18 protein-coding genes and 1 riboswitch are annotated in these 15,572 nt (G+C 51.5%); of the genes, 2 read left to right on the top strand and 16 right to left on the bottom strand.

The genetic code is table 11. The features are described from left to right. Nucleotides 1-73: 73 nt before the first annotated feature. The 9 genes from F556_RS0114255 to ilvB form a co-directional block, all read right to left on the bottom strand. A complete protein-coding gene (locus tag F556_RS0114255) occupies nucleotides 74-499 on the bottom strand; it encodes a hypothetical protein (protein ID WP_020617646.1) in 426 nt (141 codons plus the stop codon). 307 nt (nucleotides 500-806) lie between these two features. Continuing rightward, on the bottom strand, nucleotides 807-1,256 hold the full coding sequence (locus F556_RS0114260; RefSeq protein WP_020617647.1) for a C40 family peptidase: 450 nt from the start codon (nucleotides 1,254-1,256) through the stop codon (nucleotides 807-809). A 3-nt stretch (nucleotides 1,257-1,259) separates the two neighbouring features. Further along, nucleotides 1,260-1,396, bottom strand: a riboswitch (cyclic di-AMP (ydaO/yuaA leader). Between the two features lie 148 nt (nucleotides 1,397-1,544). Further along, nucleotides 1,545-2,054: a hypothetical protein gene (locus F556_RS0114265; protein WP_020617648.1), complete on the bottom strand. Its 510-nt coding sequence runs from the start codon at nucleotides 2,052-2,054 to the stop codon at nucleotides 1,545-1,547. A gap of 146 nt (nucleotides 2,055-2,200) precedes the next feature. Next, entirely contained in the window at nucleotides 2,201-2,620 is a 420-nt protein-coding gene (locus tag F556_RS37135; protein WP_211222590.1) for a hypothetical protein, read from the bottom strand. Between the two features lie 83 nt (nucleotides 2,621-2,703). Further along, the gene (leuB, locus tag F556_RS0114270; RefSeq protein ID WP_020617649.1) at nucleotides 2,704-3,783 is read right to left on the bottom strand and encodes a 3-isopropylmalate dehydrogenase; all 1,080 of its coding nucleotides are present in this window, start codon (nucleotides 3,781-3,783) and stop codon (nucleotides 2,704-2,706) included. Between the two features lie 34 nt (nucleotides 3,784-3,817). Next, a complete protein-coding gene (locus tag F556_RS0114275; protein ID WP_020617650.1) occupies nucleotides 3,818-5,362 on the bottom strand; it encodes a 2-isopropylmalate synthase in 1,545 nt (514 codons plus the stop codon). Nucleotides 5,363-5,523: 161 nt separating this feature from the next. Then, nucleotides 5,524-6,516, bottom strand: coding sequence for a ketol-acid reductoisomerase (ilvC, locus tag F556_RS0114280; protein ID WP_020617651.1), 993 nt, complete (start codon nucleotides 6,514-6,516; stop codon nucleotides 5,524-5,526). Nucleotides 6,517-6,652: 136 nt separating this feature from the next. Continuing rightward, nucleotides 6,653-7,138 carry an acetolactate synthase small subunit gene (gene ilvN, locus F556_RS0114285; protein ID WP_020617652.1) on the bottom strand — a complete coding sequence of 162 codons (486 nt, stop codon included), beginning with the start codon at nucleotides 7,136-7,138 and terminating at the stop codon, nucleotides 6,653-6,655. Continuing rightward, the gene (gene ilvB / locus F556_RS0114290; protein WP_020617653.1) at nucleotides 7,135-8,880 is read right to left on the bottom strand and encodes a biosynthetic-type acetolactate synthase large subunit; all 1,746 of its coding nucleotides are present in this window, start codon (nucleotides 8,878-8,880) and stop codon (nucleotides 7,135-7,137) included. Before ilvB ends, ilvN begins: the two co-directional genes overlap by 4 nt. 533 nt (nucleotides 8,881-9,413) lie before the next feature. Between ilvB and F556_RS0114300 the strand changes: the two genes are divergently transcribed. Continuing rightward, the gene (locus F556_RS0114300; RefSeq protein ID WP_020617655.1) at nucleotides 9,414-9,869 is read left to right on the top strand and encodes a GNAT family N-acetyltransferase; all 456 of its coding nucleotides are present in this window, start codon (nucleotides 9,414-9,416) and stop codon (nucleotides 9,867-9,869) included. A gap of 48 nt (nucleotides 9,870-9,917) precedes the next feature. Here the strand turns inward: F556_RS0114300 and F556_RS0114305 are convergent, their stop codons facing one another. The 5 genes from F556_RS0114305 to F556_RS0114325 form a co-directional block, all read right to left on the bottom strand. Continuing rightward, nucleotides 9,918-10,256, bottom strand: coding sequence for a hypothetical protein (locus tag F556_RS0114305; protein ID WP_020617656.1), 339 nt, complete (start codon nucleotides 10,254-10,256; stop codon nucleotides 9,918-9,920). Between the two features lie 478 nt (nucleotides 10,257-10,734). Further along, on the bottom strand, nucleotides 10,735-11,100 hold the full coding sequence (rplT, locus tag F556_RS0114310; protein WP_020617657.1) for a 50S ribosomal protein L20: 366 nt from the start codon (nucleotides 11,098-11,100) through the stop codon (nucleotides 10,735-10,737). A gap of 68 nt (nucleotides 11,101-11,168) precedes the next feature. Further along, on the bottom strand, nucleotides 11,169-11,369 hold the full coding sequence (gene rpmI, locus F556_RS0114315; RefSeq protein ID WP_020617658.1) for a 50S ribosomal protein L35: 201 nt from the start codon (nucleotides 11,367-11,369) through the stop codon (nucleotides 11,169-11,171). Between the two features lie 24 nt (nucleotides 11,370-11,393). Continuing rightward, nucleotides 11,394-11,891: a translation initiation factor IF-3 gene (gene infC, locus F556_RS0114320; protein ID WP_040716578.1), complete on the bottom strand. Its 498-nt coding sequence runs from the start codon at nucleotides 11,889-11,891 to the stop codon at nucleotides 11,394-11,396. A 279-nt stretch (nucleotides 11,892-12,170) separates the two neighbouring features. Further along, entirely contained in the window at nucleotides 12,171-13,412 is a 1,242-nt protein-coding gene (locus F556_RS0114325; RefSeq protein ID WP_020617660.1) for a glycosyltransferase family 2 protein, read from the bottom strand. Nucleotides 13,413-13,839: 427 nt separating this feature from the next. Between F556_RS0114325 and F556_RS0114330 the strand changes: the two genes are divergently transcribed. Then, nucleotides 13,840-14,400 (top strand): phosphatase PAP2 family protein, encoded by a 561-nt coding sequence (locus F556_RS0114330; protein ID WP_020617661.1) that lies wholly within the window; start codon nucleotides 13,840-13,842, stop codon nucleotides 14,398-14,400. Here the strand turns inward: F556_RS0114330 and trmB are convergent. Beyond that, nucleotides 14,316-15,104, bottom strand: a complete 789-nt coding sequence (gene trmB, locus F556_RS0114335; RefSeq protein ID WP_020617662.1) for a tRNA (guanosine(46)-N7)-methyltransferase TrmB — start codon at nucleotides 15,102-15,104, stop codon at nucleotides 14,316-14,318. The genes F556_RS0114330 and trmB overlap by 85 nt on opposite strands. 135 nt (nucleotides 15,105-15,239) lie before the next feature. After that, the gene (locus F556_RS0114340; RefSeq protein ID WP_020617663.1) at nucleotides 15,240-15,449 is read right to left on the bottom strand and encodes a hypothetical protein; all 210 of its coding nucleotides are present in this window, start codon (nucleotides 15,447-15,449) and stop codon (nucleotides 15,240-15,242) included. Between the last annotated feature and the right edge of the window lie 123 nt (nucleotides 15,450-15,572).

The raw sequence follows: 15,572 nt of genomic DNA on the forward strand, positions 1-15,572 counted from the left end.
GACCTGATGTAATTTGTTGTGGGGGTGTATGCAAAAAGAAACGCCTCCCTGTACACGGAGGCGAGATTCAACATTAACAATAACCCTCGGACGTTCGTCTTTGCTGCAATTTGTTGCGTCTTTTATTAAGGACGCTCAATCGCCGCTTGAGCTGGGCTTCCCATTCGAGATCCTGAAGCTGCTTGGCAAAGCTTAGCAGATCCAGCGCCATATCAATCTGGCTATGTACAACCTCCATGGGGTCTTCATGCTCGTGATTGACGCAATTTTCTGCAAGCGCCACATTCTCTTGCTCGACGTAATCGTGAAAGTCGACCTCAGAAGCACCGTCTCCATGAGCATATTCAGCCAGGATTTCATATTCATTTTCAATCAGGTAATGAATTTCTACCCGGTGACAGACAGGACAGAACATAATCGGCACATTATGAATATGTGTTCGATAATGCTTCAAGGTCCCCTTCGTCCCCAACATGCTGGCGCCACAACAAAAGCTCATTTCGACCCCTCCTTTGGCTCGACTGTCCGGACCGCTAGCCCGGAACAGCTCGCTTGCCGTGTCATTTTGACACTTTTACCCGTTCTCTGCATCAATTAATCATAGCTGAATGTACGGGATTGAAGATTCTGCCTAGTGTAGTATATTCGCCTTTTGACCCATAATCCCTGCTAATCGTCAGCCACCAATATCTAACTGTTGTTCATCCTCAAGACGGGAGAGCTCCAACTTCTCGCCATTGCCTGACTGGGAAAAGAAAAACAAGCCCTGAAGGGGCTTGTCTGGCTAGGTTTATGTGGATAACGTTTTAGATAAACGTTTTGGCAGTCGTTACACGACGGGCAGTGACATAACGCTTGTCATAGTAAGAGCTGGACATCTTGCTGACGATCACACCTTTACTGCTGGAGGAGTGTGCAAACTCACCGTTCCCGAGGTAGATACCTGCATGGGAGATGCCTTTGCCGCTGGTATTGAAGAACACAAGATCGCCTGGTTGAAGATCGGCTCTGTTCACTTTTGTGCCTTTTTGCGCTTGAGCACTGGACGTTCTAGGAAGCTTGATGTTGTACTGATTAAAGATATGAAGCACAAACCCAGAACAATCGAATCCTTTTGTTGTCGTACCGCCGTATTTGTAAGGCGTACCTACAACCTTGTTAACCTTTGCCCGCAAATCTTGTTCATTGGCAAACACGGAACCTGCGAATGTGAATAACATTACTGCTGCGAGCATTGCTGCGACCAATCTTTTCAAGACTTTTTCTCCCTTCGTGCCTACGAGGTTAGCTGAGGGTTCGGTTGAGAGTTCCCTATAATTCCTTCTTGCGGAATTAATTCACCCGGGGATGGATCCCCCGTTTCTCAGGAAAACTGAGAATTCGGCATCGCTAGTATTAATTTTCCTATGTTACATGGATTCGCCCTTAAGAGCCAAATTCCTACCTATTTAAACATTAGAAAAACTTCATAAAGTGACGAACAGCGAAAAAGCCTGTAAGCACAAGGCTTCAGGCTGTCGTATTTATTTAAATATGAGAGAACCTTAAGGAATATATTGCTGCACGATTTTGATGATTTTGTCATCTTTTACAGTAAGGTGGTAAGGAAAGTCGCGCAGGTCCCATTCTTCATTGTCCTGAATGAGGGCTACGAACGTTTCCACATCAATCTGCTCATTCCAGATAATGTCTGCTTCCTCAATAACACCTGTACGGTTGTAAATCTGCATGTATACTTCCGCATCCGCAGCTACCTCCAGCTCAGTCAAGGTCTCATCCTCATTCACGATGTAATACCCGTCTGGCGCTTCGGTCATTTCCGGGTCCTGCTCATGCAGGCGAAATTGTTCATTGGCCTCTTCACCTTCGAACCATTGAATGTAATCAGCCACGAGAGTGATCTTGCCGTCTTGCTGAGTAATCGATTCAATATAGGAAGCATGCGTCTCGGGAGAAGCCTCTACAGGCTGATAAGCGTCGTCCTTGGCACTCGCTGCACCAAATTGGATCAACACGATCATGACGACAAGTGCGCTCAACAATGGTTTCTTCATTGCATTCTCTCCCTTGAGTAGCATATTCCTGTCCGCATCTTACAGTTTTCTTACCCTGCCCTGCGGATATTGAACCAGCTCTAGTTTTTATTTTTGATTGCTATACTAATAAGACGGATGAGCAGGTGATTTGGTTGCATCAAAAATCACACTTTCGAAAAAAAATTAAAAAAATGAGAAAACCCTTGAAAACGATCTATGGACCTGTAAAGGAAGAATGGTGCGTTGGAGCAGGCGAAGTGCTGGTTCGGCGGGCAATAGAGGAAGAAAGGTGCGTTGGAGCGGGCGGTTGGCGGGTTGCCTGACAAATAGAGGAACAAAGGTGTGTTACAGCGGGCGGTTGGCGGGTTGTCCGACAAATAGAGGAACAAAGGTGTGTTGGAGCAGCCGGTTGGCGGGTTGCCCGACAAATAGAGGAACAATGGTGCGTTGGAGCAGGCGAAGTGTTGGTTCGGCGGGCAATAGAGGAACAATGGTGCGTTACAGCAGCCGACTAACGGGTTTACGGACAAATAGAGGAAGAAAGGTGCGTTACAGCGGGCGGTTGGCGTACAAAACTCTATCAAAAAGAGGCTGCCCATCGTCAGTGTTACCTGACGTGCTGGACAGCCCTGATAAGTGCTCAAATGAAGTTTACTTGGCAGTGGAATTAAGCTTTGAGTGCTGCGACGATCAGGTCGCCCATCTCGGTTGTGCCGACAGCTGAGCTCTTATCGACAGCGATGTCGCCGGTACGGTGGCCGCTGTTCAGCACTTCGGATACCGCATCTTCAATCGCTTGAGCTGCAGCTTCGTAGCCGAAAGTCAGACGGTACATCAGCGCAACGGACAGGATGGTTGCAATCGGGTTAGAGATGCCTTGGCCGGCGATATCCGGCGCCGAGCCGTGAACGGGCTCGTACAGGCCGAAGCTGCCTTCGCCCAGGGAAGCAGACGAGAGCATGCCAATCGAGCCGGTCAGCATGGCAGCTTCATCACTCAGGATGTCGCCGAACATGTTCTCGGTAACGATAACGTCAAAGCTCGCCGGGCGGCGAAGCAATTGCATCGCGCAGTTGTCGACAAGGACGTGCTCCAGTTCAACATCCGGATACTCAGGGGCAATCCGGTTGACCACTTCACGCCACAGACGGGACGTCTCGAGGACGTTCGCTTTGTCAACGGAGGTCAGATGCTTTCTGCGCTTCTGTGCAATGTCAAAAGCCTGGCGAACGATACGCTCAACCTCAGCTACATTGTATACGCAAGTATCTACCGCTTCTTCACCATGCTCGCCTTCGCGACGGAATTTCTCGCCAAAGTAGATGCCGCCTGTCAGTTCACGGACAACGATCAAATCCGTACCTTCCAGAACTTCTGGTTTCAGCGTGGAAGCTTCGCGCAGGCAGTCGAATACATTAGCCGGACGAATGTTCGAGAACAGTCCCAGCTCCTTACGAATGCCCAGCAGGCCCGTTTCCGGACGCAGCTCTTTGCTGTTGTTATCCCATTTTGGTCCGCCGACTGCACCCAGCAGTACAGCATCCGCATTTTTACAGATGTCCAGCGTTTCTTGCGGCAGCGGTGTGCCTTTCTCATCAATTGCGATACCGCCGAAAAGACCGTGTTCGAATTCGAAGCTAAGTCCAAACAGCTCCTCGGTCTTTTTCATCACCTTGATTGCTTCCGCGACAACCTCCGGTCCGATCCCGTCGCCGGCGATGACCGCAATTTTTTTCGTTTCTGCCATGTGGTTTACACTCCTTTGTTTATAGTTCGCCTTTTTAGATAAGGCTCATTTTGTCGCGACGTCCCGGCGACTTCCGCTTGTCAATCAAGCGGTTTAGCGCATCGACATAAGCGCGAGCACTCGCTTCCAGAATATCCGTGCTCAGCCCGCGTCCTTGAGCAGACACTTCTTCCTGCTTCAGCACAACATGAACCTCGCCGAGCGCATCCTTGCCCTGGGTAACCGACTTGATGGAGTAGTCTTCCAGCTCCACGACCTCTGAAGTCGCCTTGTCGATAGCATTGTAGATCGCATCTACAGAGCCATTGCCCTCTGCCGTAACCGACTGTTCTTCGCCCGCTGCGGAACGAATGCGGACAGTCGCGCTTGGCGTGGCCTGGTTGCTATAGCTTACCTCAACAGCTTCCAACACGAAGACCTCTGGCGTATCGATCAGCTTCTCCTCAAGCATGGCCCGGATATCTTCATCGCTGACGTTCTTTTTCTTGTCCGCCAGATCTTTGAATTTGGCAAAAGCCGTATTCACTGCTTCATCTGACAGATCATAGCCCATATCGAGCAGCTTCTCACGGAATGCATGGCGTCCGGAGTGCTTGCCAAGGACCAGCTTCGACTCTTTCAAACCGATGGTGTCCGGGGAAATGATCTCATACGTTGTTTTCTCTTTCAGCATGCCATCCTGGTGGATACCGGACTCATGCGCGAAAGCGTTGGCACCGACGATCGCCTTGTTGCCAGGCACGACCATTCCCGTCAGCTTGCTTACCAAACGGCTTGTTTTGGCGATCTCTGTCAATTGAATTGTCGTTTCAGCCTGGTAATACTCGGAACGCGTAGCGAGCGTAAGGATGACTTCCTCCAGCGCTGTGTTACCGGCCCGCTCACCGATGCCGTTAATCGTTCCTTCAATCTGATCTGCACCATTCTTGATGGCTGCCAGTGCATTGGCCGTGGCCATACCCAGATCATCATGGCAGTGCGCGCTCAGTTGAATCGATTCAATATTCGGCACCTGTTCTTTGAGTGTCTTGAAAATATTGCCGAACTCCGAAGGGGTCATATAGCCCACCGTATCCGGAATGTTCACCACAGTCGCACCTGCGCGGATCGCCATTTCTGTCACTTCACAGAGGAAGTCCAGCTCCGTGCGTCCTGCATCCTCCGGGGAGAACTCGATTTTATTGAAATATTGCTTCGCATAACGAATCGCTCGCTCCGCCGTCTCCAGCACCTGCTGCTTCTCCATACGCAGCTTATGCTTCCGGTGAATCGGCGATGTAGCCAGAAACAAGTGCAGGCAAGGATCCTGTGCATCCTTGAGCGCCTCACGCACAGCATCAATATCTTGCTCCCTGGAGCGAGCAAGACCAATAATAGACGCATTCTTCACAGCTTTGGCTACGGCTGCTACACCTGCCAGATCCCCGGGCGAAGCCGCGGGAAACCCCGCTTCGATGCGGTCGACGCCAAGCTTTTCCAGCTGCAGGGCGATTTCGACCTTCTCTTGCGTGTTCAGGTTGACGCCTGGCGATTGTTCACCGTCACGCAGCGTTGTATCAAAAATATAGATTTTGCGCATGCTTGTGTGCCTCCTGTCCCCGTAATATGAAGACTGACCCGTATACAAACCAATCATCCCGGATACCTGCGAGAGCAGCCAGGCCTTCCGTGTAGGAAAGCCTGCCTCTCTGCCTGGATAGCCCGGGATTCATGGCATTACTTTGTGGTTACAACTACTTCTTACTTCTTGATCCAGTGCATCAGTTCACGCAATTGGCTGCCCACTTGCTCGATTGGATGCTCGGCTTCACGACGACGAGTTGCAGTCAGTGTAGCACCATTGGATTGGTTCTCAAGGATGAAGTCACGTGCAAAACGTCCAGCTTGGATGTCTTCCAGTACGCGCTTCATTTCTTTTTTGGTTTCTTCTGTAACAACACGAGGTCCAGTTACATAGTCGCCATACTCAGCTGTGTTACTGATGGAGTCGCGCATGGTGGACAGGCCGCCCTCATACATCAGGTCAACGATCAGTTTCAGCTCATGCAAGCACTCGAAGTATGCCATTTCTGGCGCGTATCCTGCTTCAACCAAAGTTTCGAAGCCTGCTTTTACCAATGCGCTTGTACCGCCGCACAGAACAGCTTGCTCACCGAACAGATCGGTTTCAGTCTCTTCGCGGAAGGAAGTCTCGATGACGCCAGCGCGGGTACAGCCGATGCCTTTGGCATAAGCCAGGCCGATAGCTTGCGCGTTGCCTGTAGCATCCTGCTCGATTGCGATCAGACCAGGAACGCCGAAGCCTTCAACATACGTACGACGTACCATGTGACCAGGGGATTTAGGAGCTACGAGGAGCACGTCAGTATCCTTGTCAGGTACGATTTGTCCGAAATGAACGTTGAATCCGTGCGAGAACATCAGAGCCGCGCCTTTTTTCAGGTTTGGTTTGATTTCTTCGTTATATACGCGAGCTTGGGTCTCATCCGGCATCAGGATTTGGACCACATCAGCCACTTTAACAGCTTCAGCTACAGAAAGAACTTCAAAGCCGTCATTTTTTGCTTTTTCAGCGGATTTGCCTGCACGCAGACCGATAACGACTTTCAGACCGCTGTCACGCAGGTTTTGTGCTTGTGCGTGACCTTGGCTGCCATAACCGATAACTGCGATTGTTTTGCCTTGCAGGACATTTTGGTCCGCATCTTTTTCGTAGAACATTTTAACTGCCATGAGAATGAATGCCTCCTTTAATTTGAACCCTATTGAACGGGTGCTCGAAGGGGCGAGTCCAGGGACACCTCGCCCGCTCAAGCTCCCGTTCAATAATATGGGTGTGTACTAATCTGCCAGCATTGCAGCAACGCGCTTAGCGCGCGTTGCCTCGCATCATCGCCGTCACGCCAGTCCGGGAGAGCTCCCGGATGCCGTATGGCTTGAGAAGCTCGACCATTGCGTCGATTTTCTCGGAATCACCGACGACCTGTACCATCAATGTATGGGTGCCGATGTCGACTACCGCTGCCCGGAAGGTGTCAACGACGCCAAGAATCTCAGGTCTGGTGGAAGGTTCCGCACTAACCTTGATTAGTGCCAATTCCCGTCCGACCATTGGGTTCGCACTCAGATCGACAACCTTGATGACATCAATAAGCTTGTACAATTGCTTGGATACTTGCTCCAGCGTCCGGTCATCACCGCTGGTGACGATGACCATCCGCGAGAGCCCCGGCTCCTCCGAAGTACCAACCGTGATACTCTCGATATTGAAGCCTCGGCGGCCGAACAGGCCGGAGACCCGTTGCAGCACGCCAGGCTGATTGTTAACCAATACGGCTATGGTAAATTTCTTCATTCCGAATCCCCCATTATCATCGCATCAATCGTGTTGCCCTGGGTGACCATCGGGTACACGTTCTCGTCCTTCCGTACGACGAACTCGACGACGGCCGGTCCTGGATGACGGAGCGCTTCTTCCCATACCGCCCGGGCATCTTCCTTGCCGGAGGCACGGAAGCCCTTGACGCCATAAGCCTCAGCCAGCTTGACGAAGTCCGGGCTGCCAGCAAGGTCAATGTGGCTGTAGCGGTTGTCATAGATGATCTCCTGCCACTGCCGTACCATGCCAAGCACCTGGTTGTTAATGATGGCTACCTTGACCGGAATATTGTTGATCGCGCAGATGGCCAGTTCCTGGGCACACATCTGCATGCCGCCGTCGCCGTTGATCGAGACGACCACCCGGTCCGGACAGGCCATTTGGGCGCCAATCGCCGAAGGAAAGCCGAAGCCCATCGTTCCGAGTCCACCGGAGGTGATCCAGGAGCGTGGCTGGTTGAAGCGATAGTACTGGGCAGCCCACATCTGATGCTGGCCGACGTCTGTCGTGACGATCGCTTCCCCCTTGGTCGTGTCATGAATCATCTCGATGACCCACTGTGGCTTGAGCACCGTATCCGAATCAATGTATTTGAGCGGCTTGGACTGCTTCCACTCTTGGATCTGGCGGCGCCAGGCATCAGCCCGCGTAGCTGGCTGGGCGTCGCGGTTGGCCAACTGCAGCACCGTCTTGATGTCGCCGACGATTGGAATCTCTGTCGGTACGTTCTTGCCGATCTCGGCCGGGTCGATGTCGATGTGAACGATCCGCGCTTGTGGCGCGAAGCCTTGCAGCTTCATCGTTACCCGGTCATCGAAGCGAGCCCCGATGTTGATCAGCAGATCCGCCGACTGGATGGCTGTGTTGGCGGTGTAGGTGCCGTGCATCCCCGGCATTCCCATCCAGAGGTCTTCGCCGCTCGGATAAGCGCCCAGGCCCAGCAGCGTAGTTGTTACCGGGATCTGGGTCTTGGTTACGAACTCCAGAAGCTCTTCATGGCCGCCCGAGTACACAACGCCCCCGCCTGCCAGAATTACCGGACGCTCAGCTTCGGTGATGGCCTTCAGCATCTTGTCGACCTGCAGCTTATTCGGATGAACCGTAGGGTTGTAGCCCCGAATACTAACCTCATTCACGGGCTGGAATAATGCAGTCTGTGCCGATACATCCTTCGGAATATCGATAAGCACCGGACCTTTGCGCCCGGTATTGGCGATGTAGAACGCCTCATGTATAACACGCGGCAAGTCTTCGACGTTGCGCACGAGATAGCTGTGCTTCGTAATCGGCATCGTAATACCCGTGATGTCGGCTTCTTGGAACGCATCGGTTCCGATTGCCGTCGTAGCTACGTTGCCTGTAATCACAACAAGCGGCACGGAATCCATATACGCTGTCGCAATCCCCGTCACCAGATTGGTTGCTCCCGGACCCGAGGTGGCGATACATACACCGACTTTCCCGCTTGCCCGCGCATAACCGTCAGCCGCATGGATGGCGCCTTGCTCATGACGTGTGAGCAAATGATTAAAATCGGCATAGCCGTGCATCGCATCATAAATGTACAAGACAGCACCGCCAGGGTAACCGAAGACACATTCCGCACCCTCCAGAACCAAGCTGCGAAGCAATATTTCTGAGCCGCTGATGACCTCTTGCTTCACCAGCTTATCCATTATTTCTTCCTTTGACTTTAGCGCTGCACTTTGTGCGTTCATAGTCATCCTCCTTCTCCAGGTTTTGAGTGGGTGAGTTCCCGAAAATCAAAAAAACCTTTCCTCCCTAACACATGTGCATGTGTTGAGGGACGAAAGGTTTAGCTTCCGTGGTACCACCCGAATTTGTCATACGTCTCGCGACATACAACCTCATGAAGTAAGACAGACTCAGGGTCTGTGCCTACCTGCGGCACTGTAACGCGTGCCTTGCGATTCTCCCTAATAGTCCAAACAGGCTTTTCAGGAAAACAGCTCCGAGGTGAGCTCGTAGAAAAGGGATTCTGGCGACGGTCTCAGCTATTCCGTCCGCTCTCTGATACAAAAGAGCCCTTAACACTTCGTCCTCATCATTGCCGATTGCGTATGATATGTTAGGTTTAATTATATGCATTGCATGTCGATTAGTCAAGACCAGGATCGACGGCTTACCCAAAAAGTTGCGCCCATTGTACGCTTACCTGTCCTCCTTCATAAGATAGTATAACCGCCGCGGCGGAACACTACCGGAAACGGAGAAGGAGCGCGTCTATTCGATGACCATCATCCGCAGGCGCAACCCCCGCCTGGATACCCAAGAAATCCTGCGTCTTATTCGTACGGAGCTGATTCCCAGATCCCACACGGTTCGGGAAGGCGATCCGCAAGTATTGAGAGAACTGCCCAAGCGCCTCAGAAAGGGCGAAACGCTGGTTGCCTCGCGCACCCGGTCTGGCTCAGTGCTAGGGTTTGTCCATTTCATCGCTTCTCCGGATCAATTGTACATTGATATGCTTGCCGTACATCCGCAGCAGCAGGGCCGCAGCCTGGGCAAGCAGCTGATGCAGCGTGCGGAAGCTCACGGCTTGTCCCTTGGCTGCAAGGATGCCCGCTTGTTCGTGGATGATGACAATTACCGTGCCCGGCACTTTTATACCCGTCTGGGCTACCAGCAGGTTCGTTACCTTCCTACCTTTCGCTGTTACGAGCTGTACAAGCGCCTAGCTCTCTAACCAAACAGGTGGGGCACAGGATTCTCCTGTGCCCCACCCGTCTACCTTTTAATAGAAATAAGGGCCTTGGTTGCAGCAGTTGCCGCCGTAACCACCACCGTATGGTCCAAATCCGCCGCCTCCGTACGGGCCGGGGCCAAAACCGCCTCCGAAGCCACCGCCGAAGCCGCCTGCGTACGGCAGAGTGCCGATCGCCAGAAGGTCGAATAAGACCAGCGGCAGAATCGCTTTGGTGCTTACTTTTTTCCCTTTGTTCAAGGGACGCAAAATGAGTCGTTCGCCACTGATTTTCACCAGTCGTCCCGTTACTCTCGTTCCGTCCTTGCGAACCGCGTAGATGGCCTTGCCGACCAGCTTGCGGGCCTCTTGCCGGGATACGTTGCGCATACTATCCCTCCTCCTCCGTGATGACACAGTGTATTCAGGAGCCGGGGCGCTAGCGTGTACCCTTGTCTACTATCGGCTAATTTTGGGCCAACAGAATGGCCAAGGTGAAACTGCATAGCCGTCCTTTGACGGCGATGCCAGTTTCACTCCTTCGAATTCTGAGCAAACGTTACCTTGAACCGACTAATACAAAATCAGTTCTGCTCTAACGGCCACCAGCGCACTTATTCCATCCTTTTTGCTTGGTTCGGTAATCTAACGGCCACCAGCGCAGCTATTTCAGTGAAATCGCACGAAATTAGGCACCAAGAAGGCAAATAGGCGCTTATATGGCCGTTACAATTTTAAACCATCGATTTGGAGTGAAATAACGGTCCTGGTGTCCGTTAGAGCAAGCATCCCGCTAATTAGTCCTCTTCATCCATAAAACAATAAAAAAAGCCCCGAACCCAAAAGGGCCGAGGCTTCATTAAACTCCTTACGCGGATGCGTTGAGTTTGTCTTTGGCTACGCCAGCCAGCGAGTTGAACGCACCGATGTCGTTCACTGCCAGGTCAGCCAGCATTTTGCGGTTCACTTCTACGCCAGCCAGCTTCAGGCCGTACATGAACTTGCTGTAGGACAAGCCGTTTTGACGAGCTGCAGCATTGATCCGTGTAATCCACAGTTTGCGGAAGTCACGTTTTTTCTGGCGACGGTCACGGTATGCATAGAGCAGGGAGTTCATTACTTGCTCTTTTGCCGATTTAAACAGTCTGTGTTTCGAACCGAAATAACCTTTTGCCAGCTTCAGAATTCTTTTCCGACGACGCGTGCGGACAAAGCCGCCTTTCACTCTTGCCATGAATTAGCCCTCCAGTTGTATACTTATTCGTTCAATCTATTGATTGTTCATTTGATATCTAGTACAGATTACTTCAGGTTGTCCAAGCCGCGTTGCAGACGTTTTACGTCACCAGCTGCCATCAGTGGTTGTCCCGACAGGACGCGCTTCTGACGACCGGATTTGTGGGAGAGCAAGTGGTTCTTGTAAGCTTTGTACCGTTTTACTTTACCGGTGCCGGTAATTTTGAAACGGTCTTTCAAACTGCTGTGCGTTTTCATCTTAGGCATGTTGTGGTCCTCCTTGGGTTTCGGTTAGGTATTGGTTTTTGGCGCAAGAATCATAATCATGCTGCGTCCCTCAAGCTTGGGCATGCGTTCCACAACACATAGTTCCGCGACTTCCTTCGCCAGATTGTCCAGAATTCGCTGTCCGATCGACGCATGGGTGATCTCACGACCGCGGAAACGGACCGAGCATTTCACTTTGTCGCCTTCCTTCAGGAATTTGACAACATTGCGCATTTTGGTTTGGTAGTCATTATCCTCGATATTGACCCGGAACCAAACCTCTTTCAGATCGACGGTCTTCTGATTTTTACGCGCTTCTTTTTCTTTCTTCTGCTGCTCGTAGCGGAACTTGCCGTAGTCCATAATCCGACATACGGGGGGCTTCGCTGTAGGAGCGACGTTAACCAGATCCAAGTTAAGATCTATGGCCATTTGGAGCGCTTCACGAAACGGCTTGATGCCGATTTGTTCACCTTCTGCACCTACCAGGCGTACTTCTCTTGCCCGGATTTCGTCATTGATCTGATGTTCTCTGCTAATAACCTTCCACCTCCATAGTCTTCTACAACTTTACCGACGAGTTAAAACAAAAAATGCGGGCCCCCACGGGCCCGCACTCCATAACCATTCCTCAGCAGGCGCTCGTTGCTTGTAAGCAACGTGCCGGCACGGTTGTGATTCTTCGCATAACCAGCCAACCAGCGTTGGTCAGGTGAGAAGCGGGCGCTTCTTCTTCAAAGGGTATGACATAAGCCACTTGAATACTATATCACGCTGCACAGGCAGTGTCAACAAGATTTGTCAGCCCGCTTGCTTGCTTTGTACATCCTCGAGCCGAATTACTCTAGTATGCTGGGTGTGGCTCCACTGCTTGTTGTTCTGAGTGAAAAAAGCATAGCAGGTAATCGGCAGCCAGGAGAGCAAAAAGAATGGCAGCGTCAACAGGTGCATGTACATTTTCCACGACCTCACCCGCTCCAGCAGCAGCGCCGCCGGAAACTGAATGACGGCCATCCCCATGGCCGCGATAACCACCCAAGCCGGCAAATACTCATACATGGAAACAAACGCATTCTTGGCCGGCAAAATGTAATCTCCCCATAACAGGGAAGTCAGCAAGAAGCCGAGCAAGACATTGTACACGCTGGCAGAGTAGAGCGCCGCATCAAACTTGACGAAGTTTCTTTCTCGAATGCTCTGCCACAGCAAAGGAAAGAAAAACCGCCGGGCCACATGAAAATGCCCTTGCATCCACCGCAGGCGTTGTCTCGCTGATGCTCTAAACGTAATAGGCTTCTCATCGAATACCTTGGCCTCATAATTCAGGACAGGATGGATCCCCCGCTGGATGCAACGCATGGTGAATTCCAGATCCTCGACCAGGCTGGTTGCCCCCCATCCCATTTCTCTGAGCAGGCGTGACTCGAAGCACATCCCCGTACCTCCGAGAAAGTTGGCCATGCCGAGATTGCGGCGGGAGAGCTGCCACAGCCGATTGCAGTACCAGTAGGTGATCCCATACGCAGCGGTAACCCAAGAGTCCTTGGGGTTTTTGGTATCCAGATAGCCTTGAATGACTTGCTTGCCCTCGCACAGATCCGCATTCATATGCTGCAGGAAGTCAGTATCCACGAGATTATCGGCATCGAACATGACAACTGCATCGTAAACTCTCGGCATCTTCCACAGCTCACTTAACATCCATTCAATGGCGTAGCCTTTGCCGCGCAGGCTTGGGTGGGTACGGATGCAAGCACGAACACCGTGGCTCCGCACAACGTCCGCTGTCCCGTCGGTGCAATTGTCGCAGATCACAAAAATATCATAGAGCTCTTTTGGATAATTCAAATGTTTCAAATTGTCGATCAGTGCTCCAACGACTTGTTCTTCATTGTGCGCGGCGACAAGTATGGCAAAGGATTTGCGCGGTGCAACCCTCTGTTCCTTATGTTTGCGCGTCAGACCAAAAACCGATATCAGAAACTGATACACTCCTACAAAAGCCAATAAAATCTGCATGCCAACAATAAACCCGTCGACCATTATGGTTGTGCCCCCTTAAGACCCCTTTTTTTCAAGTTCTCTCTGTACGTATCTCATCTCAGCCTTTTCTCTATCTGCTTGTAGACGTGTCATCATTTTTCCCGAACTCCCATTTTCCTATGTATTTTCTCGATTCCTTTCTACAGCTATAGCCATACTTTGTGATTCTTAAAACTCTGCTGCTTGCAAAGGGTGTGTTATGATAACAATAAGTACCAAGCAATGAGCCACGAGCTGAGGACGCAAGATGGAAGAAAACGCAAAAAACGGCCAGACTCCATAAAGGAGTGCTAGCCGTTAAAGGGCACAGAAAATGAAAAAAAACTTTTATCTGTCATTAAATTACGTTATTATACCGTTGACATGACGAGAACAATCGACCGCTACACTGGAGGTGACCATGAAAAAAAACACGGGAGGAACCCCTATGCAGCGGGTAACAAACTGGCTGATCTCAGCAGAGCGACGCATGCTGCTGATGGCAAATCGCAGACCGATCAACTTACTGTTGAATCGTCTCCTCAGTGGATGGCTGGGCTCCATCACCCATTTGGGCGGAGCCACCTTTACCTTGACGGCATCGCTGCTCATCGGATTATTCGCCAGCGCCCCCTGGAGCACCGCCGGCTGGCAGGCGCTAGCCGCCGTCGCGCTCAGTCACCTGCCGGTGGCCATCGTTAAGCGCAAGTTCAAGCGACTACGCCCGTACCAAGCCTTGAAGAATGTCAATATCGGCAAGCGGACATTGATGGACCCTTCTTTTCCGTCGGGCCATACAACAGCCGTCTGCGCCTGGCTTGTCCCTTGGCTCTTTGTCCATCCGGAGACATCGCTGCTGATTGTGGCTCCAGCTATGATTATCGGCCTCTCGGTGGCATGGTCACGCATGTACCTGGGTCTTCATTATCCTTCGGACGTTGCTGCGGGTGCTGCACTAGGCTCAGTAACCGCCTTGCTGGTCGTTTCTTTCTGGCCGGCCTTCTCCTGAGCCGCAGCGTCGCGCTCGGCCCGGTAGGACTTCAGCGCAGTGCTGCCGACAAGTGATTCGAGCCGATAGATCGGTTGTCCCTTCTCGATGAACTTGCTTTCATATTCTGTCAGCACCAGATCCTCACGGATTCCATCCTTGTGCAGGTCCAGCGAGATATTCCGCATGAGCAGCTCCGATTCGGAGAAGCTGTTCAGCGAGAACTCGAAGAGGGAACGCGAGTCCGTCTTAAAGTGAATTTCCCCATGCTCGTTCAGCAAAGCGGCATACTTCGCCAAGAAACGCGGATGTGTCAGCCTGCGGCGGGCATGTTTGCTTTTGGGCCACGGATCGCTGAAGTTAAGATAAATTCGCTGCACTTCTCCAGGCTCGAACATCGTTTCGATCTCCTCAATATTGGCACGCAGCAGAGCGAGATTGGGCGGCGTTTCCTCGCCTTTTTCCTCCCAGACAGCACGTGCCTTCTCGCTTGCACGGCGCAAAAGCTCATCATACATATCAACGCCGATATAATTATATTGCGGATTTAGCCCGCTCATCTGACTGATGAAGCGCCCTTTCCCCATCCCAAGCTCGATGTAGATCGGGTTATCATTGCCAAAAAACTCCCGCCAGCGTCCTTTATAGCTCTGTGCCTCCAGGACGACAAGCTCGGGCTGGGCTTCCAGATTTTCACGTATTCCTTTTCTTCCTCGCAAACGCATGCTCAGTTCCTCCATAACGTGGGTTGTCGTCTTATTGTGCCAGATGCGGCGGAAAGAAGTAAAGACATCTGCAGGCAAAAATAAAAGCAGCCTCGGGATCAGTGATCCACAGGCTGCTGACAAGTTGGGACGTTGTTAGTTAAGCAGTTGATAGTCAATGGGGTCTTTTTTGGAGCTTTCGATGTTGTACGTGTCCGCGAGGACCGTTTTCAACTTCTTGCGCGCTCCAATTTCCAGCGTATGGTTCCCATGGAATCTCGCGCCTGTAAGCGCCATCAATTCCTTGACAGTAAGCTCAACTGTAACCTTCTCATCGCCTTGGGGAATTTTTACCGATGTGTTCATTCCTCATCACCTCACGTTTTAGTAATAACAGTATAGCCAAAAATTCATCCTGCTATGACGAGTGGCGTGGCAGTAGAAGTTGTGAAAAACCTTGATTTAGCACACTTTTAATATAACACATCA

Source organism: Paenibacillus daejeonensis DSM 15491, from assembly GCF_000378385.1.
Classification (GTDB): domain Bacteria; phylum Bacillota; class Bacilli; order Paenibacillales; family Paenibacillaceae; genus Paenibacillus_D; species Paenibacillus_D daejeonensis.

Excerpts from the sequence above, each read along its gene's own strand:
- F556_RS0114255 (WP_020617646.1), bottom strand. The coding sequence starts at position 499 with ATGAGCTTTTGTTGTGGCGCCAGCATGTTGGGGACGAAGGGGACCTTG.
- F556_RS0114265 (WP_020617648.1), bottom strand. The coding sequence starts at position 2,054 with ATGAAGAAACCATTGTTGAGCGCACTTGTCGTCATGATCGTGTTGATC.
- leuB (WP_020617649.1), bottom strand. The coding sequence starts at position 3,783 with ATGGCAGAAACGAAAAAAATTGCGGTCATCGCCGGCGACGGGATCGGA.
- F556_RS0114275 (WP_020617650.1), bottom strand. The coding sequence starts at position 5,362 with ATGCGCAAAATCTATATTTTTGATACAACGCTGCGTGACGGTGAACAA.
- ilvC (WP_020617651.1), bottom strand. The coding sequence starts at position 6,516 with ATGGCAGTTAAAATGTTCTACGAAAAAGATGCGGACCAAAATGTCCTG.
- ilvN (WP_020617652.1), bottom strand. The coding sequence starts at position 7,138 with ATGAAGAAATTTACCATAGCCGTATTGGTTAACAATCAGCCTGGCGTG.
- ilvB (WP_020617653.1), bottom strand. The coding sequence starts at position 8,880 with ATGAACGCACAAAGTGCAGCGCTAAAGTCAAAGGAAGAAATAATGGAT.
- F556_RS0114300 (WP_020617655.1), top strand. The coding sequence starts at position 9,414 with ATGACCATCATCCGCAGGCGCAACCCCCGCCTGGATACCCAAGAAATC.
- F556_RS0114305 (WP_020617656.1), bottom strand. The coding sequence starts at position 10,256 with ATGCGCAACGTATCCCGGCAAGAGGCCCGCAAGCTGGTCGGCAAGGCC.
- rplT (WP_020617657.1), bottom strand. The coding sequence starts at position 11,100 with ATGGCAAGAGTGAAAGGCGGCTTTGTCCGCACGCGTCGTCGGAAAAGA.
- rpmI (WP_020617658.1), bottom strand. The coding sequence starts at position 11,369 with ATGCCTAAGATGAAAACGCACAGCAGTTTGAAAGACCGTTTCAAAATT.
- F556_RS0114325 (WP_020617660.1), bottom strand. The coding sequence starts at position 13,412 with ATGGTCGACGGGTTTATTGTTGGCATGCAGATTTTATTGGCTTTTGTA.
- F556_RS0114330 (WP_020617661.1), top strand. The coding sequence starts at position 13,840 with ATGCAGCGGGTAACAAACTGGCTGATCTCAGCAGAGCGACGCATGCTG.
- trmB (WP_020617662.1), bottom strand. The coding sequence starts at position 15,104 with ATGCGTTTGCGAGGAAGAAAAGGAATACGTGAAAATCTGGAAGCCCAG.
- F556_RS0114340 (WP_020617663.1), bottom strand. The coding sequence starts at position 15,449 with ATGAACACATCGGTAAAAATTCCCCAAGGCGATGAGAAGGTTACAGTT.